The organism is Actinoplanes derwentensis (genome assembly GCF_900104725.1).
Lineage (GTDB): Bacteria > Actinomycetota > Actinomycetes > Mycobacteriales > Micromonosporaceae > Actinoplanes > Actinoplanes derwentensis.
In genome coordinates this window covers 7,976,286-7,998,923 of sequence record NZ_LT629758.1, presented here as the reverse complement: position 1 = coordinate 7,998,923, position 22,638 = coordinate 7,976,286, and the positions used below count along the sequence as shown (strand labels likewise).

Below are 22,638 nucleotides of genomic sequence, written 5' to 3'. Positions count from 1 at the left end.
GGCGGAACAGGGCGGTTCCCAAACCGGCCCGCGGAGGGGCAGAGTTGGGATACCGGGCGACCGTGCAGGAAAGAGGACAGTGACGTGCGAGGCGGATTGGACGACGCACTCGACAAGCTCGCCCGACGGGATGAGCTGCGCCGTCGCGCGACCGGCGAGAGTGGTGGCACTCCGCCGGCGGTGACGGAGCTGGTCGAGGCGATCGCCGGTGTGGTGTCCCGCAATCCCCAGATGAGCGTCACGGTCGGCGTCGAGGGCACCGGTGATCCGGTGCTGCTCCATTTCGCCATGGCCGACGGCGTGGTGCAGGTGACCGCCGACAACACGGTCGCGTCCCGGGCCGCTGAGGGTTCGCGGCACGCCGACTTCGAGATCGACGTCGAGGAACCGGCCGAGGAGCCGGCGCCCGCGGCGGAGATGCCCCGGGCCAGTCACGACGATCAGGACCGGTTCGGCCCGACCGACTACGACTACGCCGAGCCCACGACGGCCGAGCAGCCGTATGTGCAGCAGCGGGCGCACGAGACCCCGTTCGGGTATGAGGCCGCCGGTTATGCCGAGCGCGGCAACATCACTCCGCACCCGTTCGCTCCGACGCCGCCCCCGCAGGTCCCACCCCAGACCCAGGCTTCCCCGCATCCGTACGCGGCGGCACAACAGCCCCCGCATCCGTACGCGGAATACGCGGAGTACTCCCAGCAGACCCAGCAGCAGCCCGATCCGGAGCCGCCGCTGTTGGAGCCGCTGAAGGAGCCGATCCCGCTGAAGGTGGAGCGCCCGGAGGAGACCGAGCAGGCGGCCCGTCGCCTGGCGGCGATGCTGCGCAGCGACCCGACCCTGCTCGACGGCCCCTAGTAAGCATCTGATCACTCTCCGTAAGTGTTACTGGCCGCCCGCGTAAGTCACTCTAAGTGGTCAGTCGACTCCATTGCGGTACGGCGCCGCTTTGCCGGAATTGCCCATGAACGCGCCCCGTTTCGCCTGTTGATATCCCGTCTGAGATGTCTGGGTTAGACCTTTTGGCCGGAGTCCGTCTCCGTTCCGCTCACCGCTATTGAGTCACGCTCGGTAGCTACCTAATGTCCTAATACGTCCGGGAGAAAAGCCACGGATTACACGGACAGTGAGTGAAACGGGGAGGTACCGATGGGCGCGTCGGAGAGCTGGCAGATCGCCGTCGCCGGCTATGCGGTGCTGCTCGCCTGGCCGATCACCACGGTGGTCCTGGTCTGGTTCGCACTGCGCTACCACGGCACGCACCGCGCCAAGACCGTCAACCGGTCGGTGGCCGGTGGCAACGGCCGCCCCGAGCACTTCTGGATCATCGTCCCGGCCCTGAACGAAGAGGCCGTCGTCGCCAACACCGTCGGCGCGGCACTGAAGCTGCGCGGCCCGGCCGGAACACTGTCCCGGGTCCTGGTCGTCGACGACGGCTCGGACGACCGCACCCCCGAGGTGCTCGCCGCGATCGACCACCCCCGTCTGCACATCCTGCGCCGCGAACTGCCGGCCGCCCGGCAGGGCAAGGGTGAGGCGCTGAACGCCGCCTACCGGCACATCTCGATGCTGACCGAGCAGGCCGGCATGGCCCCGGAGAAGGTGGTCGCCGGCATCATCGACGGCGACGGCCAGGGCAGCGAGAACATCCTGGTCGAGATCTCCCGTCTGATGCGTGACGAACGCATCGGCGCGGCCCAGGTGCAGGTCCGCATCCGCAACCGCAACCGTCTCCTCGGTGCCGTGCAGGACCTGGAGTTCGGCGCGATCGTCGACGCCTGCCAGAACATGCGTGACGCTCTGGACACCGTCGGCCTCGGTGGCAACGGCCAGTTCAGCCGGCTCTCCACTCTCCAGGCACTGGGCGCCGCGCCCTGGTCCAGCTGCCTGGTCGAGGACATGGAGCTGGGATTGCGCATGCACCTGAACGGGGTCGGCATCCGCTACACCTCCCGGGCCTCGGTGACCCAGCAGGCCGTCGTCGACATCCGCCGGCTCACCCGGCAGCGCACCCGCTGGGCGCAGGGCAACATGCAGTGCGCCCGGTACGTCGGCCGGCTCTTCTCGTCGCCGCGGGTCGCCCGGATCGCTCTGGCCGAGATGCTGCACTACCTGCTCTCCCCGTGGGCCAACGCGATGGTCACGGTGCTGCTGATCGGCACCGGAATCGCCGGCTTCGGCGGCCTGCTGATCGGCCACCCACTGGTCTTCATCCCGACCTGGGAGGCGATGGCCGTGAGTTTCGGCCTGTGGCTCGGGGTCACCACCTTCCCCGGCCTGCTCTGGGCAGCGGTCCACCAGCGTAAACACGGCGACGAGGGCATGACGCGAATGCTGATGGCCGCCCTGGCGTACCCGGCGTTCCTGATCCTCGGTCTCGCCGCCACCTACCGCGCTCTGGGCCGGCAGGCCAGCGGACGCCAGTCCTGGGCCAAGACCGAGCGCCTCGTCGAAGAACCCCTCGCTCTCGCCGCCTGAAATCCCCTTTCGAGAAAAGGCTCCCCCCATGTCTCGTCGTGAAGTCCACCTGGTCGGCGGTACCCGTCCCGAGGCCGTCAAGCTCGCCCCCGTCGTCCTCGCCATGCGGGAGGCCGGGCTGCTGGAGCCGATCATGCTCGCCAGCGGCCAGCACCCCACGATGGTCACCCAGGCGCTCGCCGCGTTCGGTCTCGTACCGGACATCACCCTGCAGGTCGAACGGACCGACGGCGGCCAGGCCGAGCTGCTCACCGCGATGATCCGGGAGCTGGACGAGCTGTGGTCGGTGCGTACCCCGGCCGCCGTGATCGTGCAGGGTGACACCACCACCAGCCTGGCCGGGGCCCTGGCCGCGTTCTGGCGCCGGATCCCGGTCGTGCACCTGGAGGCCGGTCTGCGCTCCGGCGACCTGGAGTCGCCGTTCCCGGAAGAGGGCAACCGCCGCCTGGTCGCCCAGGTCGCCGCCCTGCACCTGGCGCCGACGCCGCTGGCCGCGATGAACCTGCTGGACGAGCGGATCCCGGCGAGCGACGTGCTGATCACCGGCAACACCGTGGTCGACGCGACGGTGATGGTGGCCGGCCGGAAGCTGCCGTTCGAGAACCCGGCCGTGGCCGCCGCCCGGGCAGCCGGCACGAACCGCCTGGTCCTGGTCACCGCGCACCGCCGCGAGTCGTGGGGCGAGCCGCTGGACCGGATCCTGACCGCGGTCCGGGAGCTGATCGCCCGGTACGACGACATCGACGTGATCCTGCCGAGCCACCCGAACCCGGCGGTCCGCGAGCAGGTGGAGGCCGCGCTGGCCGGGGTCGAGCGGGTGACGGTCACCGACCCGCTGCCCTACCCGGACCTGTCCCGGCTGCTCTCCGAGGCCTACCTGGTGCTCACCGACTCGGGCGGCATCCAGGAGGAGGCACCGTCGTTCGGGGTGCCGGCGCTGGTGCTGCGGGACGTGACCGAGCGGGTCGAGTCGTTGCACGCGGGCTGCGCCAAGCTGGTCGGCTCGGACACCGCGCTGATCGTCGCGGAGGCGTCAGTGCTGCTCGACAGCCGGGAGCTCCGTGACTCGATGACGGCCGGCGGCAACCCGTACGGCGATGGTCTCGCCGCCCAGCGCACCGCCCAGGCCACCGCCGCCCTCCTGGGTCTCGCCTCACCCCCCGAGGCCATGCCCGTCGCCCCGTCCGCCGCCATCACCGGAGCCGTTGCCTGATGCGTACCTCGATCATCTCCCGTCGTAGTGTCCTCGCCGCAGGTGCGGCCGCCGCCGCGGTCGCCGCGGTCGGTTTCAACGCGATGGAGGCGGACGCCGCGGTCGCGGTCGCCACGGCCAAGACCGGCAAGGCAGCCCCCGGTGGCGGTACGGCGAAAGCTCTCGTCCTCTACGACACCACCGGCGACTACGGCTGGCTGGGCGAGGTCTACGCCACCCAGACCGCGAACCTCAGCTCGCACTTCGGCTCGTGGACGGCAGCGCCGGTGGCCGGGTACAAGTCCGGCGACCTGAAGAACTACACCGCCGTGATCTACCTGGGCTCGACCTACGACGAGCCGCTGCCGGCCGCCTTCCTGGCCGACGTGATCGCCTCCACCAAGCCGGTGATCTGGGTCCGGGACAACGTCTGGCAGCTCTCCAAGGTGGATGGCTTCGCCGCGAAGTACGGCTTCACCAGCGGCCTCTACGATTTCGCCGACGTCGCCGGGGTCACCTACAAGGGCCGCGGCCTGACCCGCAGCGACGACAACAAGTCCGGCCTGATGAACCTGTCGGTCACCGACCCGGCGAAGGTCAGCACGCTGGCGGTCGCGACCCGGGCCGACGGCACCACGCTGCCCTGGGCGGTCCGGTCCGGGAACCTGACCTACGTCAGCGAGATCCCGTTCTCCTACGTCACCCACGACGACCGTTACCTGATCTTCGCGGACCTGCTCTTCGACGCGCTGGGCCCGAACACGGCCGAGCGGCACCGGGCCCTGATCCGGATCGAGGACGTCGGCCCGGACGCCGACCCGGACGACCTGCGGGCGATCGCCGACTACCTGTCGTCGGTGAAGGTGCCGTTCAGCGTTGCCGTCTACCCCCGTTACCGGGACCCGAAGGGTGTCAACAACAGCGGGGTGGCCGAGGACTACACGCTGGCGAAGAAGCCGCTGGTGGTGGCCGCGCTGAAGTACATGCAGGCCAAGGGCGGCACGCTGCTGATGCATGGCTACACCCACCAGTACGGCGCGGTGAACAACCCGTACGACGGCACCAGCGGCAACGACTTCGAGTTCTTCACCGCGCACGTCGACGACGCCGATCGGGTGATCTACGACGGCCCGGTGAAGGAGGACTCGATTGCCTGGGCCACCTCCCGGATGATCACCTCCGGCGCGCTGTTCCTGGCCACCGGGCTGGGTTCGCCGAAAATCTTCGAGTTCCCGCACTACGCAGCCAGCCCGGCCGACTACCAGGCGGTGCACAACCTCTTCGGCAAGCGGTACGACCGGGGCCTCTACTTCCCGGGTGTGCTGACCGGCGGCAAGTACGACTACACCCGCCAGTTCGGGCAGTTCTTCCCGTACGCGGTCCGCGACGTCTACGGTTCGGCAGTGATCCCGGAGAACATCGGCAACGTGGAGCCGACGGCCTACAACACGCACCCGGTACGGCTGCCGTCCGACGTGATCGCCAGCGCCGAGCGCAACCTGGTCGTCCGCGACGGTGTGGCCAGCTGCTTCTACCACCACTACCTGGGCACCGACTACCTCAAGGAACTGGTCGCGGGCATCGTCAAAGCCGGCTACTCGTTCGTGAGCGCCGAATCGATGCTGAACGGCTGATGAGCGACCCGATGGACGTGGTCGGGTTCTGGGTCAGGTCGTGGACCAGCGACGACCTGACCGGGGCGCGCCGGCTGCTCACGCCGGACGTGGAGATCGAGTGGAACTTCGACGCGCCGGTCGACGACGAGGAGTTGCTGCAGGTCCTGCACCGGATCGCCGCGTTCACCGACACCGTCACGGTGGTGTCCCGGACCGACGCGGTGGACGGTTCCGCGCTGATCTACGACCTGGTGGGCCCGTTCGGCACGGCCCGCCTGGTCGAGTTCCTCGGGGTCGAGAACCATCGGATCAACGAAGTGCGGCATGTGTACGACGTGACAGCGGTCGACCGCTACTTCCCAGGCCTGTACGCCAATTAGGCCGGTTGCTGTCCGCAATCGTGGGTAGCGTGCGGTTCATGGCATACGACTTCCAGGTCACCGTGGACTGCACCGACCCGCACGTGCTCGCCGACTGGTGGGCGGAGACCCTGGGCTGGGACGTGGAACCGCAGGACGAGGCGTTCATCAAGGAGATGGTCGCCAAGGGTTTCGCCACCGACGACCAGACCGCCCACCATCGGGGGAAGCTGGTGTGGCGGACCGGCGCCGCGATCGTGCACCCGGACAACGGCCGGCGGATGCTGTTCCAGTTCGACGAGGCCGCCAAGACGGTGAAGAACCGGGTGCACGTCGACATCCGGGCCGGCGAAGCGAACCGGGGCGCCGAGCGCGACAAGCTGACCGCGCGCGGCGCCACCTTCCTCTGGGAGGGCCGTCAGGGGCCACAGGCGTGGTTCACCATGGCCGACCCCGAGGGCAACGAGTTCTGCGTCAGCTGAGGGTCCGGCCTCAGCCGAGGGTCCGGGTGAAGAACGGGATCAGCACCTCCCAGTGCCGTTTCTCACCGGCTTCGTGGTACATCGCCGTGTCGGTCATCGTGAAGCCGTGCGGGGCATCCTCGTAGAGCTCGGACGTGTACTGGACCCCGGACTCCGCGAGAGTCACCTCCAGCGCGGCGATCTGCTCCGGCGTCATCGACGGATCGTTGTCGGCGTGTCCGAAATAGACCTCGGCGGTGATCGCCGGCGCGCCCAGGTGCGGGCTGTCCGGTCCGTCGGTGACCACCTGCCCGGCGTGGAAACTCGCGAGTGCCGCGAACCGGTTCGGCAGCGCCGACGCCACGATCAACGCGTTCCGGCCACCCATGCAGTAGCCCACGATCCCGGCCGGTGAGCCGGTGACCTCGTCTCGCCCGGCCAGGAAGTCCAGGTAGGCGGCGGCGTCCGCGGTGATCCGGTCCGCGGTCAGCTCCTGCATCATCGGCATGATCCGGCCGAACGCGGCGCCCCGCTTCTCCTCGTCGGCCAGGTCGTCCGGCGTGACGAGCAGGCCGGTGACACTGCGGTAGAACAGGTTCGGCACCAGGACGGCGAACCCGTGACCGGCGATCCGTGCCGCCATCTCCCGGAGCCGGGGCCGCAGACCGAACGCATCCATGAACATCAGCACCGACGGAAACGGCCCCGGACCCTCCGGCGTGACGAAGAAGGCCTCCGCCACCCCGTCCGCGGCTGGCACCTCGATCTCGTATTGCGGCATTAACGCATCTCCTGCACGGTTTGGCGACGATCCAGCGGACCGTAGCATTCGATCTCTGTGATTCCGCTGGAACGTCGTATCCTGTGGCGCATGGCCACCCGGCTGCGTGCGGACGCCCTCCGCAATCGTGCGGCCCTGCTCACCGCGGCACGCGAGGTCTTCGCCGAGCAGGGTCTGGACGCCTCCCTGGACGAGATCGCCCGCCGGGCCGGTGTCGGCAACGCCACTCTCTACCGCCGCTTCCCCAGCCGCCGGCATCTGATCGCCGCGGTGTTCGCCGGTCATCTGACCGCCGCCGTGCACCTCGCCGACCAGGCCCTGGAACACTCCGATCCGTGGGCCGGTTTTGTCGGCTACCTCACCCGGGTCTGCGAACTCCAGGCCACCGACCGCGGCCTCGCCGAACTGCTCGTCACCTCGGCCTTCGACGACGACGAACGGATCGCCGCCCTGCGTGGTGCCGCCCGGCAGCGGGCCCTGGACGTCTGCACCCGCGCCCAGCGGGCCGGCCGGCTACGCCCCGACTTCACCCGCCACGACATCACCCTGCTGATGATGGCGAACGCCGGCGTGGCCCAGCACTCCAATGACCCCCAGGCCTGGCGCCGCCAGCTGGCTCTCGTCATCGGCGGTCTAGGGACAAAAACCTTCTAACCCCCGCTTGGGTACGACGGAAGCCGCGCGTTCTCACCTCAGCCCGCTCAGGCCCTGCCCCGCTTCGGCCAGAGCTGAGCTGGCCAGATCCCAGAACCGGATCTCGGACGGATGCTCCAGCCAGACCGTCAGTGACGTCCGGAGCACGGCCAGGAAGGTGGCGGCGAGCAGCTTCGCCCGTACGCCGAATCGGTCTTGATCTTTGAGGCGGGCCGCGACCTCGGCGCTCAGCTCGTGCTCGGTCGCGGTGAAGGTCTGCACATGCGCCGCGGCCAGTGCCGGGTGGCGGCGCATCAGCCGGCCTCGGGCGACCCACTCCGGATCGAGGTCACCGCGCTGGGCGTAGAACTCCCGGGCCGCCTCGGTCAGCGCCGTCCACGGCGGCTCGTCGGCCGGACGGTCCCGCACCAGGTCGGCGAGGAGCCTCATCCGCCGCCGGTCGCCGTAGAAGAACGCCTCCTCCTTATTGGCGAAGTAGTTGGAGAAGGTCCGCCGGGAGACGCCCGCCTCGTCGGCCACGGCCTCGACGGTGACCTGGTCCGGGCCGTTCTCGAGGGCCAGGCGCAGCGCCGCCTCGTGCAGGGCCTGACGGGTCGCCGCCTTTTTCCGCTCGCGAAGGCCCTGCTCGGTCGCCGCACTCATGAGTTGAGCCTACCGGCGTGTGACTGAGTTCCCAATGAGCAAACTTGCACAACAGGCAAGTTCAGGAAGATAGTTGTATGCAGCAAGCATTACGAGGGAGGCGGTCATGAGCCTGATGGAGGCGATGCACGACGCCATCCGAGCGGTCCGCCTGCTCAAACAACGGCATCCGGTGGCGGCGCCGATCGGCGTCCTGGTCGCGATCCGCCGCCGCGAGTCGACCGGCTGTCACATGAAAGAGCTGGCCAGCGAGCACGCACTCGACCCGTCGACGATCAGCCGGGCAGTCTCCGCCCTGGTCCGGGACGGTCTCGTCGAGCGCACCGCCGACCCGTTCGACGGCCGCGCCAGCACCCTGCACGTGACCGAATCCGGTCACGCCCTCCTCAACCAGACACAGACCTTCTACGAGGCCCGGATCGCGGCGGCACTGCGCGACTGGACACCCGAGGAGATCGACGCCCTCACCACCTCGCTGAGCCGCATGGCCCACGACGTGATCACTCAGGAAGAGGTCGCCCGATGAGCGCACCCGTACTCGATCGGGCTGACGACAGCCCGATGACCCATCGCCAGATCATGGAGGCGCTCTCCGGCCTCCTGCTGGTGCTCTTCGTGGCGATGGCCAGCTCCACGATCGTCTCCACCGCCCTGCCGAAGATCATCGGCGACCTGGACGGCACCCAGACTCAGTACACCTGGGTGGTCACCGCCACCCTGCTGACCGCCACCGCGTCCACCCCGATCTGGGGCAAGCTGGCCGACCTCTACAGCAAGAAGATCCTGGTCCAGGCCTCGATCATCATCTTCATCCTGGGTTCGCTGATCGCCGGCTTCACCCAGAACACCGAGCAGCTCATCGCCGCCCGCGCCTTCCAGGGCCTCGGCATGGGTGGTGTGCAGGCGCTGGTGCAGGTCGCCATCGCCGCGATGATCCCGCCCCGGGAGCGCGGCCGCTACAACGGTTACCTAGGTGGCGTGATGGCTCTCGCCACGGTCGGCGGCCCGCTGCTCGGCGGTCTCATCGTCGACACCGACGCGCTCGGCTGGCGCTGGTGCTTCTTCATCGGCGCCCCGTTCGCGGTGATCGCCCTGTTCGTGCTGCAGAAGACCCTGCACCTGCCGGTCCTGCGCCGTGACAACGTGAAGATCGACTACCTGGGCGCGTCACTGATCGCGGCCGGCGTCAGCGTCATCCTGATCTGGGTCTCCTTCGTGGACGACGCATTCACCTGGCTCTCCTGGCAGACGTTCGCCATGGTCGGCAGCGGCCTGGTGCTGCTCGCCCTCGCCGTCTGGGTCGAGTCGCGGGTCGCCGAGCCGGTCGTCCCGCTGCCGATCGTCCGGCAGCGCACCACCGCCCTCGCGATCCTCGGCAGCCTCGCGGTCGGCATGGCGATGTTCGGCGGCTCGGTCTTCCTCGGGCAGTACTTCCAGATCGGCCGCGGTTACAGCCCGACCCAGGCCGGCCTGCTGATGATCCCGATGATGGGCGGCGTACTGGTCTCCTCGACCCTGGCCGGCCGGGCGATCACCAAGAGCGGAAAGATCAAGCCGTACGTGGTGGCCGGCACGATCCTGCTGGTCGCCGGGTTCGCCGGGCTCTCCTTCCTCGACCACGACACCTCGCTCTGGTACATCGGCGTGAGCATGGCCGTCGTCGGCGTCGGCGTCGGCATGTCGATGCAGAACCTGGTCCTCGCCGTGCAGAACACCGTCTCGCTCCGGGACATCGGCGCGGCCAGCGCCACGATCGCGTTCTTCCGGTCGCTCGGCGGCACGATCGGCGTCTCGGTGCTCGGCGCGGTCCTCGCCCGGCGCGTCGCCACCTCAATGACCGAGCAGCTCACCGCGATGGGGGTGCCGGCCAGTGCCGCCTCCAGCAGCGGCAGCCTCAACCTGAGCGCCCTGCCGGAGGCGATCCAGCACGTGGTCCGGATCGCGTACGGCGACGCCACCGGGCACATCTTCCTCATCTCGGCCGGTGTCGCGGTGATCGGTGTGATCGCGGCGGTCGCGATGAAGCCGACGCAGTTGCGGTCGACCGTCGACCTCACGCCGCCGGCCTCCGATCCTTCAGTGGCGAAGGTCGCGGTCGACTAGGTCGGACGTCACTCCGCACTCCCTGGGGTTGAGCGCTCACTCAGCGCTAACCTCGGGAGTCCGAGTGAGTTTCCCTCAACATCGGTACCCGAGTGCCGATGACTCACTGAGGGAAAGCACGCACTCGGAGAGGGAGGCGGTTGATGGAGTTGCCGATCGACGCCGACACGCTCTCGGCTGCCCTGCTCGACATCGAGGATCAGCGCTCCTGGGACGCCCGTGCCGAACTGGCCCGGGCGATCCTGCTGGAGCAGGCCGCTCAGGCTCTGGGCGATCCGCTGCTGATCGCACGAGCACGGCTCTGCCAAGCCAACATGCGGATGCGCGACGGTGACATCGCCGCCGCCACCGAGCAGATCTGGCAGGTCCACGAGTGGGCGGTGGCCAATGACGCCCGGGTCCTGCTGGCCCGGATGCACGTCCTCTGGTCCTACATCCACCAGCACCTCGGCGACGCCGAGCAGGGCCTGGAGCATGCGCTGCTCTCGGTCGAGCTGCTCGACGACGACGCGACCGATCACATGCACATCTGGCACCGCACCAAACTCGCCGACGCCTTCTGGGCAGCCGGCTCGATGGACGCGGCCCGGATCCGTTACGCCCAGGCCGAGGAACTGGCCGTCGGGTCCGATTCGCTGGCCCTGCTCTGCATGCTCAACAACCAGGCGTTCGCCGAGTTCGACTCCGGTGAGACCGAGCGCGCCGAAGAGGTGGCCGGCCGGCTCCAGCGCCTCGCCGCCGAGTGGAACGTGCTCCTCGAACCGGATTATCTGGACACCATCGGCTCCATCCAGGTCGGTAACGGCAACTACGCCGAGGCCGAGGCCACCATGCGGCTCTGCATCGAGCGGCACAGCGAGGGCCAGCACGATCGGGCCGATGCACTGGCGGGCTACCTGATCACCCTCGCCCAGGCCCAGCGCGGGCGCGGAGCCCACGACCTGGCCCAGCAGAACCTCGACGAGTGCCGGGACCTCTGCGTCGACCGGCACCTGCTGGACATGCTGGTCCGCCTGCACCAGGAGCAGTCCGAGCTGCACGCCGCCCGGGGCGAGTTCGCCGAGGCGTTCGCCATGCACAAGACCTTCTTCACGGCGTACCAGAACCTGCATTCGCTCCAGCGCGAAGCGCGGACCCGGACCCGGCAGGCGATGTTCGAGACGGTCGAGGCCCGGCAGGAGGCCGAGCGGTTCCGCGAGCAGGCCCGCCGCGACCCGCTCACCGGCCTGCACAACCGCCGGTTCGTCGACGAGATCCTGCCCGGCCTGATCGAGACCGACCCGGCGCTGACCATCGCCCTCGTCGACCTGGACCACTTCAAACAGGTCAACGACCGGCTCTCGCACAGCGTCGGCGACCAGGTGCTGATCCGGGTCGCCGGTCTCCTCACCGAGGGGGCGGCCACCGCCTGCCCCGCCGGCTTCGCCGCCCGGATGGGTGGGGAGGAGTTCCTGATCGTGCTCCCCGGCACCACACCGGGCCGGGCCACCGCGCTGCTCGACGGCATCCGCCGCAGCGTGCGTGACTACGACTGGCGCGACCTCACCCGCGGCCTACCCGTCACCGTGAGTATCGGTATCGCCGCACGCTCCGACGTCTCCGGCGCCACTCAGCCGACCCTGCTGTCCATTGCGGACAGTTACCTTTACGCCGCCAAGCACGCCGGACGCGATCGTGTCGTCTCGGCCGCCTCCAGGGGTTACGCCTCGGCAGCGTGACAGTCGTCCGCCCGAAAAACGCACTCCGGGGGTGAAGCCGGTCAATCATTGCGGCTAATCTGGACCGGGTCGTTGGCTGTGTGGTCGAACGCGAGGAGACGGTCGTGGCAGAGGGTTTTTCCACACCCACTGAAGTCGCACCGCCCGGAGTCAACATCAACGTGCCACACTCCGCCCGCATCTACGATTACTGGCTCGGCGGCAAGGACAACTTCGCCGTCGACCGGGCCGTCGGCGAAGCCATGATCCAGGCCATCCCCGGGATGCGTTACATGGCCGGGGAGAACCGGAAGTTCGTCCACCGCGTCGCCCGCGACCTGGTGCAGAAAGAGAAGATCCACCAGTTCCTGGACATCGGCACCGGCATCCCCACCCGGCCCAACCTGCACGAGATCGCCCAGCAGCACGAGCCGTCGGCCCGTGTGGTCTATGTGGACAACGACCCGATCGTGCTGGTCCACGCCCGCGCACTGATGATCAGCAACCCGGCCGGCCGTAGTGAGTACATCGCCGCCGACCTCCGCAACCCCCGCAGCATCCTGACCCACCCGGCACTGCGCGAGACCCTCGATCTCCAGCGGCCGGTCGGGCTCACCCTGATCGCCATCCTCATGCTGATCGCCGACGCCGACGACCCGTGGTCGCTGGTCGACGAGCTGCGCGACGCCCTACCGTCCGGCAGTTGCCTGGCCATCACCCACCCGACCGCGGATTTCAACCCCACCGAGGTCGGCGCGGCCGTCGAGGCCGCCACCGGAGCCGGGATGACACTGGTCGCCCGCACCCGGGAGGCGGTGACCCGCTTCTTCGGCGACTGGGAACTCCTGGAACCCGGCATCACCCCGGTCTCCGCGTGGCGCCCGGACACCAAGGTCGAAGACCCAGAGGCGGCCTACTACTGGTCCGGCGTAGCCCGAAAGCCTTAGCCCCGCCCCCGCCGCAGACCACCACACGTCGGTCTCGCCGACATGGCGTGCCAACCTAAGGCGCGGAGCGCACCGCAGCTCACCACACGTCGGTCCCACGGCCTTACCGTGCCAACTTGAGGCGCGGAGCGCACCGCAACTCACCACACGTCGGTCCCACGGCCTTACCGTGCCAACTTGAGGCGCGGAGCGCACCGCAACTCACCACACGTCGGTCCCGTCGACCTGGCGTGCCAACTTTAGGGTGCGGGGCTTACTGCGGCTTGGCAGCGTTGGGGGGCCGGGTGGGCGGCTCAGCACGGGGGACCGCGCCGCCCACCCGGTGTCAGACGGGGGTGCTTCGCAACACCCTCATGCGGGGGCGCCGGATGGCGGGCGGGACCGGGATCCGAGACGCGCGGACCAGCATCTCGCGGACGGCGCCCTCTCGACCGGAACCGTCGACGACCACGCCGCGCACGCCGAGCCACGTGTCACCCTCGTGCGGGATGGGCTGCGACCAGTTGACGCGCTCCAGACGGAAGCGGATCGGGCCGACGCCGTAGCAGTAGTCCGCTTCGTCGAACTCGCACACCGGCCAGGCCGGACCGCTCTGCCGCAGACGACTGTCGCGCAAGTGCGGGGCCCTGGGCTGGGGAAATGCGGCATGCCGCTGCCGGCTGTGACAACGGACGACCTCAGTCACGCGCGTCGGACTCATCCTCCTCGGCAGGCGGCTTCCGGGCGGTCGTCCCGCCGGGCCGGCTCAACGCATACCTGACTCCGCCGAACCGGTGACTCACCATGGTGGCCCGGGTGGAAGCCGCGAACACCTCGTCGGGCTCGTCACGATAGACCAGTGAGTTACCCCAACGTGGACTCTCGACCGCGTTGGGGCCACCCGTTTCGGGGCGCTCGGGGCCGAAGTTCGGGACCGACATACTCGTCACCTCTCGCTAAGGACGCCCCCGCCAGGGAGCCTCGCGTCGAGGCCGCAGACTGTCGCTCCGCGACCGACCCATCACCTAAAGATGTCACCCTCAGTGACCCCCAAAGTGAGTAGTACGTGCGTTATCATGCTCAGAATCCCGTGACTACGCAAGGCCAGATGCACGTGCATTTGCATCCCCGCCCGATTAGGCACGCGGAGATCACCACCAATCCCGGACCGATGGGCGATCCGGGGCAAATCTAGGGAGCTTGGAATGGCCTACGTGGTCAACGGCATGCCTGCCGGCGAACTGCCGGGAGTGACCTGGCAGAAGAGCCGCCGGAGCAACCCGAGCGGCAACTGCGTCGAATGCGCCGTCCTGCCCAACGGCGACGTCGCCGTGCGTAACTCCCGGGATCCCGAGGGTGCGGCACTGATCTACAACCGGGCCGAGATCGAGGCGTTCCTCGGTGGCGTCCGCGACGGAGACTTCGACAACCTCATCGCCTGACTTTCAGGCACAACCGGTCCGGCCGTGCGGCCTTTCACTCACGGTCACCCCGTCCCGACGCGACTTCGGCGGCGGTACGGGGAACAACCCCGTGGCACGCGAAGCCCGGGTACCGACCCTACGGCCGGACCACTCACATATCAGGCGCCACTGTTCGGGTGGCCGTTTCTCCACAGTGGCCGACTGTCCACAATCTCCGAGGGTTGTGGACAGTCGAGGGCGTTACGGTAAGGCCGGTCACTCGAGTGCTTTCCGGCGTACCGCAGCTAGCTCTTGTTCCTCGTACCCCAGCAAGCTTGTTTGGGGAATCTCTCGCGCTGGACTGGCCGGTCCGGCCTGATCAGCCCGGGTTCCCGACCTCGTTGAGCAGCTTGCCGAGGATCTCGTGGGTGTCGTTCGGCGCCTCGGCGTCGATGCAGACGCGCTCCATCGCCATCGCGTAATGGTCGACGTCCTCGCGCTTGTCCAGGTAGATGGCACTGGTGAGCTGCTCGACATAGACGACGTCGGGTAGCTCCGGCTCCGGAAAGCGCAGGATCGCGAACGGCCCGCCGGCTGCGGCGTGCCCGCCCGTCTGGAACGGGATGATCTGCAGGCGCACGCTGGGCAGCTTGGACGCCTCGATGAGCGCCTCGATCTGGGCCCGCATGACGTCCACCCCGCCGATCGGCCGGCGCAGCACCGCCTCGTCGATGACCGCCCACAGTTGCGGGCCGCCCGCGCGGGTGAGGATCTGCTGGCGTTGCAGGCGCACGTCGACCCGGCGGGTGATCTCGTCCGAGCTGGCCCCGGCGTGGCCGAGCATGACGACAGCGCGTGCGTAGTCCGGGGTCTGCAGCAGACCCGGGACGAACTGGATCTCGTAGGTCCGGATCAGCGAGGCGGCCGCCTCGAGACCCAGGTACGCCTGGAACCAGTTGGGAAGGACGTCGCCGAAGTGCTGCCACCAGCCCGGGCTGTTGGCCTGACGGGCGAGGCCGATCAAGGCGTCGCGCTCGGCGGAGTCGCTCACTCCATACATCGTCAGGAGGTCGGTGACGTCGCGCTCCTTGAAGCTGACGCGGCCGAGCTCGATCCGGCTGATCTTGGATCCGGAGGCGCGGATCTCGTAACCGGCCGCCTCCCGAGTGATCCCTTTCGACTCCCGCAGCTTACGAAGCTGAGAGCCGAGCAGAATGCGCAGCACGGTGGGGCCGCCGCCCGGCGCCTCCTCCTGCGAACCCGCGCTCACCTGACTCCTTGTCGCCGCTGTGTGACTGCTCGGCGCAGCCTTACGCATCCTAAGGCGGAGATCGTCAACCGCGAAACCAGCCGTCGATCTGCCCGCCGGCCACTTCCGATCCGGCGGCGCTCGCTTCCGAATCTGCCCGTTCGTTGCGGATGCACGTGCATCCGGCCTTGCGAACGCACTTGATGACGAGCATGATAGCTGACAGACACGTACCAACCGCTAACACAGCGTGCCGAAATCTTCGGCCGCTCAGCCGGTTGTGCTCGTTGCCCATAGATCGTTAGCCAAAGTCCGCAAGACCTTGGGAGCTTGTCCATGCTGAATCTGATGGCTTCGACGCCGACCGTGACCCCGCCGCATCGCGATCCGGCCGACGTCGCACCGGCGGAGAGCTACCGGCCGTCGGACCCGGTGTGGGTCTACCGAGACGGCTGGCGCGCCGGGGTCATCGAGGCCTCCTCCCCCCGGGCGGTCACCGTCACTTACCGGCAGGTGCAGCACTCGGGGACGGGCGTGGACACCTTCACCGCCCCCTATGTGACGTCACGGGCCGACAGCGACGCTCTCGACGACCGCGCCGTCAAACTGATGCGCCGGATGCCACGGCGATGACCGGCGCGGTCACCTTCTCAGCCATCATCGGCATGCTCAGTCTCGTCGCCGGTGTCGGCTTGGGTTGGTGGCTACGGCGCACCAGCGACTGGTGCGCCACCTGCGGCGAGCACATGCGCTGCGCCGCCTGTCAGCCGCTGATCGACCACGTGCGGGTAGATTCGACTGCATGACCGTGCTGGACAGCCACTCGTGCGCACGTCGTGACGCCGCCCTGTCCAAGGCTTTCGAATTCCTCGGCCGCCGGTGGAACGCCGCAATCCTCGGCAAGCTCCATCACGGGCCGAGCGGTTTCCGCGATCTCTCCCGCGCCATCGACGGCATCAGCGACTCGGTCCTGTCGAACCGCCTGTCCTCCCTGGTAGCAGCCGAGCTGATCGTCCGCACGGTCGAGGATGGGCCGCCGGTTTCGGTCTCTTATGCGCTAGCGCCTGCGGGGCGGGCCTTGATGCCGGCCTTGGACCAGATCGCCGTGTGGGCCGAGGACCATCTCTCCGCCTAGCCCCGCCCCCTCGCGCCCTCTCATTATCTCCCCGCCTTACCTCGCGCCTGTGGCGCACCGCGCTGGGCATCGGCCGCCTCCTCGCCTCCTGCTTACCGCGCCTCGCTGATCTCCGACCGTCTCCGCGCCTCCTCTGGCCGCCTCCGCTCCTCCCTCCTGGCCGGTGATCGACTTCACCGCCCAAGGCTTCGGCTTTCCGGCGGCGAGCCGCTAGCTTTTTAGAAGTGGATACTCTTTCTGAAGCGGGCCTGTCTGTTGCCGGCCGTGCGCTGCTGTTCACCGAGGCCCGGACCGCTTCCTCATTCGCCCCGACGCCGGTCACCGACGAGGAACTCGCCGAAATCTGGAACCTCGCCAAGTGGCCGCCGACCGCGGCGAACACCCAGCCGCTGCGAGTCCTCTACGTCCGCACCGCCGAAGGCAAGCAGCGCCTGATCCCGCACCTGGCCGAAGGCAACCGCGCCAAGTCAGCGAGCGCGCCGGCGGTCGCCGTTCTGGCCCTCGACACGGAGTTCCACGAGTTCGCACCCGAGGTCTTCCCGCACAACCCCGGCTTGAAGGACTTCTACGAGTCGAACGAGCCGCTGCGCCTCACGAACGGCACGTTCAGCGCCGCACTGCAGATGGGCTATTTCATCATCGCGGCCCGAGCCGTCGGCCTGGTCGCCGGCCCGATGACCGGTTTCGACAAGGCCGCGGTGGACGCCGAGTTCTTCGCTGACGGCCGGTACCAGTCGCTTGCCGTGGTCAACCTGGGCCACCCCGGCGAAACCGCCTGGCGCGACCGCCTCCCCCGCCTGTCCCCGAAGACCACCGTCCAGTGGGCCTGAACCATTCATGAAACAGCCCGGCGGATTCCCGCCGGGCTGTTTTCTGCCGTACGGATCGGGGTACGCGCTCGTCATGCGCCTCTTCAGCACTCCCGCACCGCGCTGGGCGATCGTCGCGGTAGCACTGTGGACAATCGCACCGATCCTCGTAGTCTTCGGCGGCTGGCCCGGCTTGATCGGGGCGGTCCTGGTCGGCGGCTACGGCAGCCACCTGCTCCGCAAGAGGCAGCAGTGGATGACTTCGCGCACCACTGCTGCTCCCACCCGTACCGCCGCCTCTGGCCGTCCTGCCGTTTTTGACCCGGCCGCCGGCTCCGCGGTCAGCGCCAGCGCTCTCCGGTGAGCCGCTCGTAAACCTCGACGTACCGGTTCCGGGTCGCCTCGACGACCTCGTCCGGAATCTCCGGCCCCGGGTCAGTCCGATCCCAGTCGGCGAGCTGCCCCGACCAGTCCCGCAGGAACTGCTTGTCCAGGTAGCGGGGAACACTGCCCGGCTTCCACTCGTCGGCCCCCCAGAAGCGTGACGAGTCCGGGGTGAGCACCTCGTCGCCCAGCTTGAGGGTGCCGTCCTTGGAGTGCCCCACCTCGATCTTGGTGTCGGCGATGATGATGCCCTTGGCAGCCGCGATCTCCGACCCCCGCCGGTAGACCTCCAGCGTCACCCGCCGCAACTCCTCAGCCAGCTCCGGGCCGACCCGCTCGACGGTCTGCGCGAAGTCGATCGGCTCATCATGCCCACCGCCAACAGGCTCCTTGGTGCTGGGCGTAAAGATCGGCTCCGGAAGCTGCGAGGCCTCGATCAGCCCCGGCGGCAGCGGATTCCCGGAGACGGCCCCGTCCCGCCCGTAGTCCTTGAGCCCCGACCCGGCCAGGTAGCCCCGGGCAATGCACTCGACCATGACCATGTCGAGCCGCTCACACCGGATGGCCCGCCCGGAGAACTCGTCCGGCACGTCGGTGGCGGAGATGACGTGGTTGGGGATGACGTCACTGAGCTGCTCAAACCACCAGAGCGACAGCTGGGTGAGGATCTTCCCTTTGTCCGGGATCGGCGTAGGCAGGATGACGTCATAGATCGAGATCCGGTCAGAGGTGACCAGCACAAGGTCATCCCCATCGGCATAGACGTCCCGAACCTTGCCGGAGTGCAGAAGCTCCACGTGTTCCCCTCGATGGTGGCAGGCAGCGTGCTCTTTCACGCTATCGAACCGCGAGTCGCACTACGTCCAGGAGCCTTCGCCGGACGCAAGACTGACCCTGGCGTGGCCGTACTTGTCTTCGCCCATGACACCGTCCCACCCGATCGCCGAGGTCAACGGCCATGTCTCCTCGGCCAGCGCATCCAAGCCCTCGGGATCGAACTGCACCGCATCATCCTGGGTTCGAAGCTCTACCCCCGTGAGGACGAATCCGACATAGTCCTGATCGCTCGTCTCAAACGTTGCTGCAACCACGTCCGGGACACGCCGGCGGATGATGCGCAGCAATTCACTCAAGGCTTCCAGATCTCCGGAACGCTTCCCCACCGAACACCTCTCCACCTAGCCAATCTCCTAATGCTTCCTACATCAATTGCCGACTCCAGATAGGACTAGGCATAAGACTATAGCCCTTTCGGGTTCGATCCTTCCATGCCTGAACGCACGTACGGAGAGATCGTCGGCTACCCATCCGGATCAACATTTGTTAACCGTGTCGACCTCGCCGAGTCCGGGGTTCACCGACCGCGACAGGCTGGCATCTGCGGTGGGCAGGACGGCGCAGAATCTATCGTCGTCTCAGGCGGATATGTCGACGACGAGGATGACGGCGACGAGTTGATCTACACCGGACAGGGCGGACGAGACCCTAATACCGGCAAACAGATTGCCCATCAGGAACTCACTCTCGGCAATGCCGGGCTGGCTCGTAGTCAGATGGAAGGCTATCTTGTCCGAGTTGTCCGGGGATCGGGCGGCGATCGACAGCACTCACCGGCTCATGGCCTACGCTACGACGGCCTCTTTCGGGTTACGAATTTCTGGCACGACACGGGCCGCGACGGCTTTCGTGTGTGGCGCTTTCATCTGACCGCTCATGGCGAATCCAGCGTCCCCTCAGACGACGAAGCCGAACTCCCTCAGACAGCCGTAGATCGTATGTCGACAACTATCCAGCGACTTGTTCGAAGTACCGCTGTTGCACGTCAGGTCAAGAAACTGCACGACTACGAATGCCAGGCGTGCGGCCTCCGCATCGACACCCCGGGCGGCCTTTACGCCGAAGCGGCTCACATCCGGGCCCTGGGTAGGCCGCACGATGGGCCCGACGTGATGAGCAATGTCCTCTGCCTGTGCCCCAACCACCACGTCATGTTTGACACCGGCACGATCTATATCGACGCCGACTGGACCGTGCGTACCAGCGTGAATAGGCAAGCGGTCGGCGAGCTTCGTCGCCATCCGAGACATCCTGTCGATGCTGCTCAACTGGCTTACCACCGAGCGCACCACGCCCTGTAGAGCCGGCAGGCACCGATCGCCCTGCTGAACAAAAGAGCAGCGGGCGGTCGTCTCGGCCAGGTCCCGCCCCCTGAACAGGCAGACTGACTTGGTGTCTGATGAGTTGATCGCTGGGTTGTACGACCACATCTTGACCGAAGCCCTCTCGGCTCGAACCTTGGAGATTGACCCTGAGCTTGTCAAGATCCAGGAGCTACGACCGGCTGATGCCTCCGATCGAATTGCTCGGCTGCTGGCTCGCCAGATCGAGCGAGCTCTCGACTCGGTTCCGGAAAAGCTTCGGGTAGACGTCGGCGTTCGAGTGGCTCACGCACTCCTCGACACCCTGCACGAACACATACCGGGCACTGGTTCCACTGTCGAGAAGCCCGCCGAGCCAGGGCGGGCGCTCGCGGCGATCGGCTCTTTCGACCTGGGTGGTACGGCCCGGTTTCCGCAGCAGCCGCTGACTCCGCTGATCGACACCACCCTCTTGAGCAACGCGCCCGGCGAACCTCGGATCGGGCACCAGATTCCCAGCGAGATCGACTCAGCTGATTCGATCGACGTGGTCATGGCATTCATCCGACGCAGCGGCCTTCGCCGTCTCCTGCCAGCACTTCGGAAGCACTGCGGCGCGGGAAAATCACTTCGCGTTCTGACTACGACCTACACCGGTTCGACCGAGGCTGAAGCTCTTAATCTTCTTGCCGAGATAGGGGCGGATGTACGCGTCTCCTATGACGTGACGACAGCTCGGCTGCATGCCAAAGCGTGGCTGTTTCATCGCAGATCAGGATTGAATACGGCTTATGTCGGGTCCTCCAACCTGACACATTCGGCACAAATCGACGGCATGGAGTGGAACGTCCGGGTTGCCGCGGCCCGCAACCCGGACGTCATGGTGAAAATTTCGGCTGTTTTCGAGTCGTACTGGCAGAGCGGCGACTTTGTCCCCTACCTCGAGGACGAGTTCCGCGAGGAACTCGCGAGGGCGAACAACCGTGATGGGCGAACCCGATCGACGCTGAGTCCCCTCGAGATCCGGCTCGAGCCGTTTCAAGAGCGGCTCCTGGAACTGATCGAGGTCGCGCGTCAGAACGGCCGGCACCACAACCTTCTCGTTTCAGCAACAGGCACCGGCAAGACCGTCATGGCTGCGGTCGACTACACCCGCCTGCGGCAACGACTACCTCGGGCACGTCTGCTCTTCATCGCTCACCGCCGGGAAATCCTGGATCAGAGCATGGAAACGTTTAGGCAAGCCGTCCGGGATCCGTCCTTCGGTGAGTTTTGGGTAGGCGGCAAGCGGCCCGCCGACTACGAACACGTCTTCGCGTCGGTGCAAGCGCTCAACAGCTACGGCGCCAAGAACCTGCCAGAGGATCATTTTGACGTAGTCATCATCGATGAGTTCCACCACGCTAGCGCCGCTTCCTACCAGGCCATTCTGGACCGATTGAAGCCTCAAGAGCTTCTTGGACTGACCGCAACGCCAGAACGTGCTGACGGGCTCTCCGTCCTGGAGTGGTTCGATGGACGTATCGCTGCAGAGCTCCGGCTCTGGGACGCCATCGAACAGCACCGACTCGCACCCTTCGTCTACTACGGCATCCACGACGGGATCGACCTGACTGAGGTCCCGTGGCGCCGAGGGCAGGGCTACGACTCTGCTGGCCTGACCGAGGCATATGTCGGTAACGAACGGTGGATGCGACTCGTCCTCGACCAGCTCGTCCAGCACGTCGACGAGATTTCCGAAATCCGCTGCCTTGGCTTCTGCGTCAGTATCGGACATGCCCAGTACATGGCTGAGCAGTTCCAACAGTTGGGCGTCAAAGCGGTAGCCGTTTGGGGAGACACGCCCGAAAACGAACGCAAAAGCGCACTTCAGCAGCTAGCCAAGGGCGATATCAACGTCGTCTTCTCGGTTGACCTCTTCAACGAGGGCGTCGACGTGCCGGCCGTCGACACGTTGCTCTTCCTACGACCGACCGACAGTCCCACGCTGTTCCTCCAGCAACTAGGGCGCGGCCTTCGGCTACAGAAGGGCAAAACCGTCTGCACGGTCCTCGACTTTGTCGGCACCCACCGCCGCGAGTTTCGCTTCGATCAACGCTATCGAGCCCTACTCGGTGGGACCCGTTCCGAGGTAGTGAGGGCGATTGAATGCGACTTCCCCTTCCTGCCAGCCGGCTGTCATATGGAACTGACGAAGACGGCTCGCGAGATCGTGCTGCGCAACATCAGAGACGCGGTACCCGGCTACTGGTCCGAGCGGGTCCGAGAGTTGGAAGCGCTTAGCCAGGTTCGTACGAGCGTTTCGTTGTCCGACTACCTCGTCGAGACAGGACTGGAACTTGGGGACATCTACGCCAACAATCGGTGTTGGTCTGACCTTCGGAAGGCTGCTGGACTGACAGTCGCCGAGAGCGGCAGCCAGGAGCGGGAGCTACGTCGAGCCCTTGGCCGTCTCCAGCACCTCGACGACCGCCAGCGTCTTGACTCGTATCGCGAGTTCCTTGAGGCGAAGCCAGACCCGAAGGCGCTGTCCGGAACTAATACTGCAACGGCGGGTCGCCACTTCGTGTGGTTCTGAATCGTTTGCTGGGCGTGGTGACGGCTGAACAGGTAG

General features: G+C 67.2%; 26 protein-coding genes. 19 read left to right on the top strand and 7 right to left on the bottom strand.

Translation table 11 applies throughout. From position 1 onward, the window contains the following. The first annotated feature begins 84 nt into the window (after nucleotides 1–84). The 6 genes from BLU81_RS35500 (at nucleotide 85) to BLU81_RS35475 (ending at nucleotide 6,124) form a co-directional block, all read left to right on the top strand. Complete coding sequence (locus tag BLU81_RS35500) at nucleotides 85–855, top strand: hypothetical protein (protein WP_157751951.1); 771 nt, start codon at nucleotides 85–87, stop codon at nucleotides 853–855. A gap of 291 nt (nucleotides 856–1,146) precedes the next feature. Continuing rightward, nucleotides 1,147–2,475 carry a glycosyltransferase family 2 protein gene (locus BLU81_RS35495; RefSeq protein WP_092551429.1) on the top strand — a complete coding sequence of 443 codons (1,329 nt, stop codon included), beginning with the start codon at nucleotides 1,147–1,149 and terminating at the stop codon, nucleotides 2,473–2,475. A gap of 28 nt (nucleotides 2,476–2,503) precedes the next feature. Further along, nucleotides 2,504–3,688 (top strand): non-hydrolyzing UDP-N-acetylglucosamine 2-epimerase, encoded by a 1,185-nt coding sequence (wecB, locus tag BLU81_RS35490; protein ID WP_092551426.1) that lies wholly within the window; start codon nucleotides 2,504–2,506, stop codon nucleotides 3,686–3,688. Then, a complete protein-coding gene (locus BLU81_RS35485) occupies nucleotides 3,688–5,301 on the top strand; it encodes a DUF2334 domain-containing protein (protein ID WP_092551423.1) in 1,614 nt (537 codons plus the stop codon). Before wecB ends, BLU81_RS35485 begins: the two co-directional genes overlap by 1 nt. After that, complete coding sequence (locus BLU81_RS35480) at nucleotides 5,301–5,663, top strand: hypothetical protein (RefSeq protein WP_231953661.1); 363 nt, start codon at nucleotides 5,301–5,303, stop codon at nucleotides 5,661–5,663. Before BLU81_RS35485 ends, BLU81_RS35480 begins: the two co-directional genes overlap by 1 nt. Nucleotides 5,664–5,701: 38 nt before the next feature. Continuing rightward, complete coding sequence (locus tag BLU81_RS35475; RefSeq protein WP_092558093.1) at nucleotides 5,702–6,124, top strand: VOC family protein; 423 nt, start codon at nucleotides 5,702–5,704, stop codon at nucleotides 6,122–6,124. Between the two features lie 10 nt (nucleotides 6,125–6,134). Here the strand turns inward: BLU81_RS35475 and BLU81_RS35470 are convergent, their stop codons facing one another. After that, nucleotides 6,135–6,884 carry a dienelactone hydrolase family protein gene (locus BLU81_RS35470; RefSeq protein ID WP_092551420.1) on the bottom strand — a complete coding sequence of 250 codons (750 nt, stop codon included), beginning with the start codon at nucleotides 6,882–6,884 and terminating at the stop codon, nucleotides 6,135–6,137. 90 nt (nucleotides 6,885–6,974) lie between these two features. Between BLU81_RS35470 and BLU81_RS35465 the strand changes: the two genes are divergently transcribed. Continuing rightward, entirely contained in the window at nucleotides 6,975–7,538 is a 564-nt protein-coding gene (locus BLU81_RS35465; protein WP_092558091.1) for a TetR/AcrR family transcriptional regulator, read from the top strand. A 33-nt stretch (nucleotides 7,539–7,571) separates the two neighbouring features. On the opposite strand, the gene BLU81_RS35460 is transcribed toward BLU81_RS35465, so the two are convergent. Beyond that, entirely contained in the window at nucleotides 7,572–8,180 is a 609-nt protein-coding gene (locus BLU81_RS35460) for a TetR/AcrR family transcriptional regulator (protein WP_092551417.1), read from the bottom strand. Nucleotides 8,181–8,286: 106 nt separating this feature from the next. Here BLU81_RS35460 and BLU81_RS35455 point away from each other — a divergent pair, with 106 nt between their 5' ends. The 4 genes from BLU81_RS35455 (at nucleotide 8,287) to BLU81_RS35440 (ending at nucleotide 12,927) form a co-directional block, all read left to right on the top strand. Beyond that, entirely contained in the window at nucleotides 8,287–8,706 is a 420-nt protein-coding gene (locus BLU81_RS35455; RefSeq protein WP_092551414.1) for a MarR family winged helix-turn-helix transcriptional regulator, read from the top strand. After that, nucleotides 8,703–10,283, top strand: coding sequence for an MDR family MFS transporter (locus BLU81_RS35450; protein WP_092551412.1), 1,581 nt, complete (start codon nucleotides 8,703–8,705; stop codon nucleotides 10,281–10,283). Before BLU81_RS35455 ends, BLU81_RS35450 begins: the two co-directional genes overlap by 4 nt. A 143-nt stretch (nucleotides 10,284–10,426) precedes the next feature. Further along, nucleotides 10,427–12,001 carry a tetratricopeptide repeat-containing diguanylate cyclase gene (locus tag BLU81_RS35445; protein ID WP_092551409.1) on the top strand — a complete coding sequence of 525 codons (1,575 nt, stop codon included), beginning with the start codon at nucleotides 10,427–10,429 and terminating at the stop codon, nucleotides 11,999–12,001. 104 nt (nucleotides 12,002–12,105) lie between these two features. Beyond that, nucleotides 12,106–12,927 carry an SAM-dependent methyltransferase gene (locus BLU81_RS35440; RefSeq protein WP_092558089.1) on the top strand — a complete coding sequence of 274 codons (822 nt, stop codon included), beginning with the start codon at nucleotides 12,106–12,108 and terminating at the stop codon, nucleotides 12,925–12,927. Nucleotides 12,928–13,252: 325 nt separating this feature from the next. Here BLU81_RS35440 and BLU81_RS35435 read toward each other — a convergent pair whose 3' ends face one another. Continuing rightward, nucleotides 13,253–13,543 (bottom strand): hypothetical protein, encoded by a 291-nt coding sequence (locus tag BLU81_RS35435; RefSeq protein ID WP_231953659.1) that lies wholly within the window; start codon nucleotides 13,541–13,543, stop codon nucleotides 13,253–13,255. 61 nt (nucleotides 13,544–13,604) lie between these two features. After that, nucleotides 13,605–13,847 carry a hypothetical protein gene (locus tag BLU81_RS35430; RefSeq protein ID WP_092551406.1) on the bottom strand — a complete coding sequence of 81 codons (243 nt, stop codon included), beginning with the start codon at nucleotides 13,845–13,847 and terminating at the stop codon, nucleotides 13,605–13,607. A 264-nt stretch (nucleotides 13,848–14,111) separates the two neighbouring features. Between BLU81_RS35430 and BLU81_RS35425 the strand changes: the two genes are divergently transcribed. Beyond that, a complete protein-coding gene (locus tag BLU81_RS35425; RefSeq protein WP_092551403.1) occupies nucleotides 14,112–14,348 on the top strand; it encodes a DUF397 domain-containing protein in 237 nt (78 codons plus the stop codon). A 340-nt stretch (nucleotides 14,349–14,688) separates the two neighbouring features. Here the strand turns inward: BLU81_RS35425 and BLU81_RS35420 are convergent, their stop codons facing one another. Then, the gene (locus tag BLU81_RS35420) at nucleotides 14,689–15,579 is read right to left on the bottom strand and encodes a helix-turn-helix domain-containing protein (protein WP_092551400.1); all 891 of its coding nucleotides are present in this window, start codon (nucleotides 15,577–15,579) and stop codon (nucleotides 14,689–14,691) included. 327 nt (nucleotides 15,580–15,906) lie between these two features. Between BLU81_RS35420 and BLU81_RS35415 the strand changes: the two genes are divergently transcribed. From BLU81_RS35415 to BLU81_RS35400, 5 genes are all read left to right on the top strand, one after another. Then, nucleotides 15,907–16,191, top strand: a complete 285-nt coding sequence (locus BLU81_RS35415) for a hypothetical protein (protein ID WP_231953658.1) — start codon at nucleotides 15,907–15,909, stop codon at nucleotides 16,189–16,191. Then, the gene (locus tag BLU81_RS49335; RefSeq protein ID WP_172890680.1) at nucleotides 16,188–16,364 is read left to right on the top strand and encodes a hypothetical protein; all 177 of its coding nucleotides are present in this window, start codon (nucleotides 16,188–16,190) and stop codon (nucleotides 16,362–16,364) included. Before BLU81_RS35415 ends, BLU81_RS49335 begins: the two co-directional genes overlap by 4 nt. Next, the gene (locus tag BLU81_RS35410; protein WP_092551394.1) at nucleotides 16,361–16,693 is read left to right on the top strand and encodes a winged helix-turn-helix transcriptional regulator; all 333 of its coding nucleotides are present in this window, start codon (nucleotides 16,361–16,363) and stop codon (nucleotides 16,691–16,693) included. Before BLU81_RS49335 ends, BLU81_RS35410 begins: the two co-directional genes overlap by 4 nt. A 224-nt stretch (nucleotides 16,694–16,917) precedes the next feature. After that, nucleotides 16,918–17,523: a malonic semialdehyde reductase gene (locus BLU81_RS35405; protein ID WP_092551391.1), complete on the top strand. Its 606-nt coding sequence runs from the start codon at nucleotides 16,918–16,920 to the stop codon at nucleotides 17,521–17,523. A 7-nt stretch (nucleotides 17,524–17,530) separates the two neighbouring features. Then, nucleotides 17,531–17,866 carry a hypothetical protein gene (locus tag BLU81_RS35400; protein WP_092551388.1) on the top strand — a complete coding sequence of 112 codons (336 nt, stop codon included), beginning with the start codon at nucleotides 17,531–17,533 and terminating at the stop codon, nucleotides 17,864–17,866. On the opposite strand, the gene BLU81_RS35395 is transcribed toward BLU81_RS35400, so the two are convergent. Continuing rightward, nucleotides 17,844–18,683, bottom strand: coding sequence for a phosphoribosylaminoimidazolesuccinocarboxamide synthase (locus tag BLU81_RS35395; RefSeq protein ID WP_231953657.1), 840 nt, complete (start codon nucleotides 18,681–18,683; stop codon nucleotides 17,844–17,846). The genes BLU81_RS35400 and BLU81_RS35395 overlap by 23 nt on opposite strands. Before the next feature lie 60 nt (nucleotides 18,684–18,743). Continuing rightward, nucleotides 18,744–19,049, bottom strand: coding sequence for a hypothetical protein (locus tag BLU81_RS35390; protein ID WP_157751950.1), 306 nt, complete (start codon nucleotides 19,047–19,049; stop codon nucleotides 18,744–18,746). Nucleotides 19,050–19,154: 105 nt separating this feature from the next. Between BLU81_RS35390 and BLU81_RS35385 the strand changes: the two genes are divergently transcribed. Together BLU81_RS35385 and BLU81_RS35380 are read left to right on the top strand one after the other, a co-directional pair. Further along, nucleotides 19,155–20,024, top strand: coding sequence for a YDG/SRA domain-containing protein (locus tag BLU81_RS35385; protein ID WP_092551379.1), 870 nt, complete (start codon nucleotides 19,155–19,157; stop codon nucleotides 20,022–20,024). A 91-nt stretch (nucleotides 20,025–20,115) separates the two neighbouring features. Beyond that, nucleotides 20,116–22,602, top strand: coding sequence for a DEAD/DEAH box helicase family protein (locus BLU81_RS35380; RefSeq protein WP_197686019.1), 2,487 nt, complete (start codon nucleotides 20,116–20,118; stop codon nucleotides 22,600–22,602). Nucleotides 22,603–22,638 lie beyond the last annotated feature (36 nt).

Excerpts from the sequence above, each read along its gene's own strand:
- BLU81_RS35495 (WP_092551429.1), top strand. The coding sequence starts at position 1,147 with ATGGGCGCGTCGGAGAGCTGGCAGATCGCCGTCGCCGGCTATGCGGTG.
- wecB (WP_092551426.1), top strand. The coding sequence starts at position 2,504 with ATGTCTCGTCGTGAAGTCCACCTGGTCGGCGGTACCCGTCCCGAGGCC.
- BLU81_RS35485 (WP_092551423.1), top strand. The coding sequence starts at position 3,688 with ATGCGTACCTCGATCATCTCCCGTCGTAGTGTCCTCGCCGCAGGTGCG.
- BLU81_RS35480 (WP_231953661.1), top strand. The coding sequence starts at position 5,301 with ATGAGCGACCCGATGGACGTGGTCGGGTTCTGGGTCAGGTCGTGGACC.
- BLU81_RS35475 (WP_092558093.1), top strand. The coding sequence starts at position 5,702 with ATGGCATACGACTTCCAGGTCACCGTGGACTGCACCGACCCGCACGTG.
- BLU81_RS35470 (WP_092551420.1), bottom strand. The coding sequence starts at position 6,884 with ATGCCGCAATACGAGATCGAGGTGCCAGCCGCGGACGGGGTGGCGGAG.
- BLU81_RS35465 (WP_092558091.1), top strand. The coding sequence starts at position 6,975 with ATGGCCACCCGGCTGCGTGCGGACGCCCTCCGCAATCGTGCGGCCCTG.
- BLU81_RS35460 (WP_092551417.1), bottom strand. The coding sequence starts at position 8,180 with ATGAGTGCGGCGACCGAGCAGGGCCTTCGCGAGCGGAAAAAGGCGGCG.
- BLU81_RS35455 (WP_092551414.1), top strand. The coding sequence starts at position 8,287 with ATGAGCCTGATGGAGGCGATGCACGACGCCATCCGAGCGGTCCGCCTG.
- BLU81_RS35450 (WP_092551412.1), top strand. The coding sequence starts at position 8,703 with ATGAGCGCACCCGTACTCGATCGGGCTGACGACAGCCCGATGACCCAT.
- BLU81_RS35445 (WP_092551409.1), top strand. The coding sequence starts at position 10,427 with ATGGAGTTGCCGATCGACGCCGACACGCTCTCGGCTGCCCTGCTCGAC.
- BLU81_RS35430 (WP_092551406.1), bottom strand. The coding sequence starts at position 13,847 with ATGTCGGTCCCGAACTTCGGCCCCGAGCGCCCCGAAACGGGTGGCCCC.
- BLU81_RS35425 (WP_092551403.1), top strand. The coding sequence starts at position 14,112 with ATGGCCTACGTGGTCAACGGCATGCCTGCCGGCGAACTGCCGGGAGTG.
- BLU81_RS35415 (WP_231953658.1), top strand. The coding sequence starts at position 15,907 with ATGGCTTCGACGCCGACCGTGACCCCGCCGCATCGCGATCCGGCCGAC.
- BLU81_RS49335 (WP_172890680.1), top strand. The coding sequence starts at position 16,188 with ATGACCGGCGCGGTCACCTTCTCAGCCATCATCGGCATGCTCAGTCTC.
- BLU81_RS35410 (WP_092551394.1), top strand. The coding sequence starts at position 16,361 with ATGACCGTGCTGGACAGCCACTCGTGCGCACGTCGTGACGCCGCCCTG.
- BLU81_RS35400 (WP_092551388.1), top strand. The coding sequence starts at position 17,531 with ATGAAACAGCCCGGCGGATTCCCGCCGGGCTGTTTTCTGCCGTACGGA.
- BLU81_RS35385 (WP_092551379.1), top strand. The coding sequence starts at position 19,155 with ATGCCTGAACGCACGTACGGAGAGATCGTCGGCTACCCATCCGGATCA.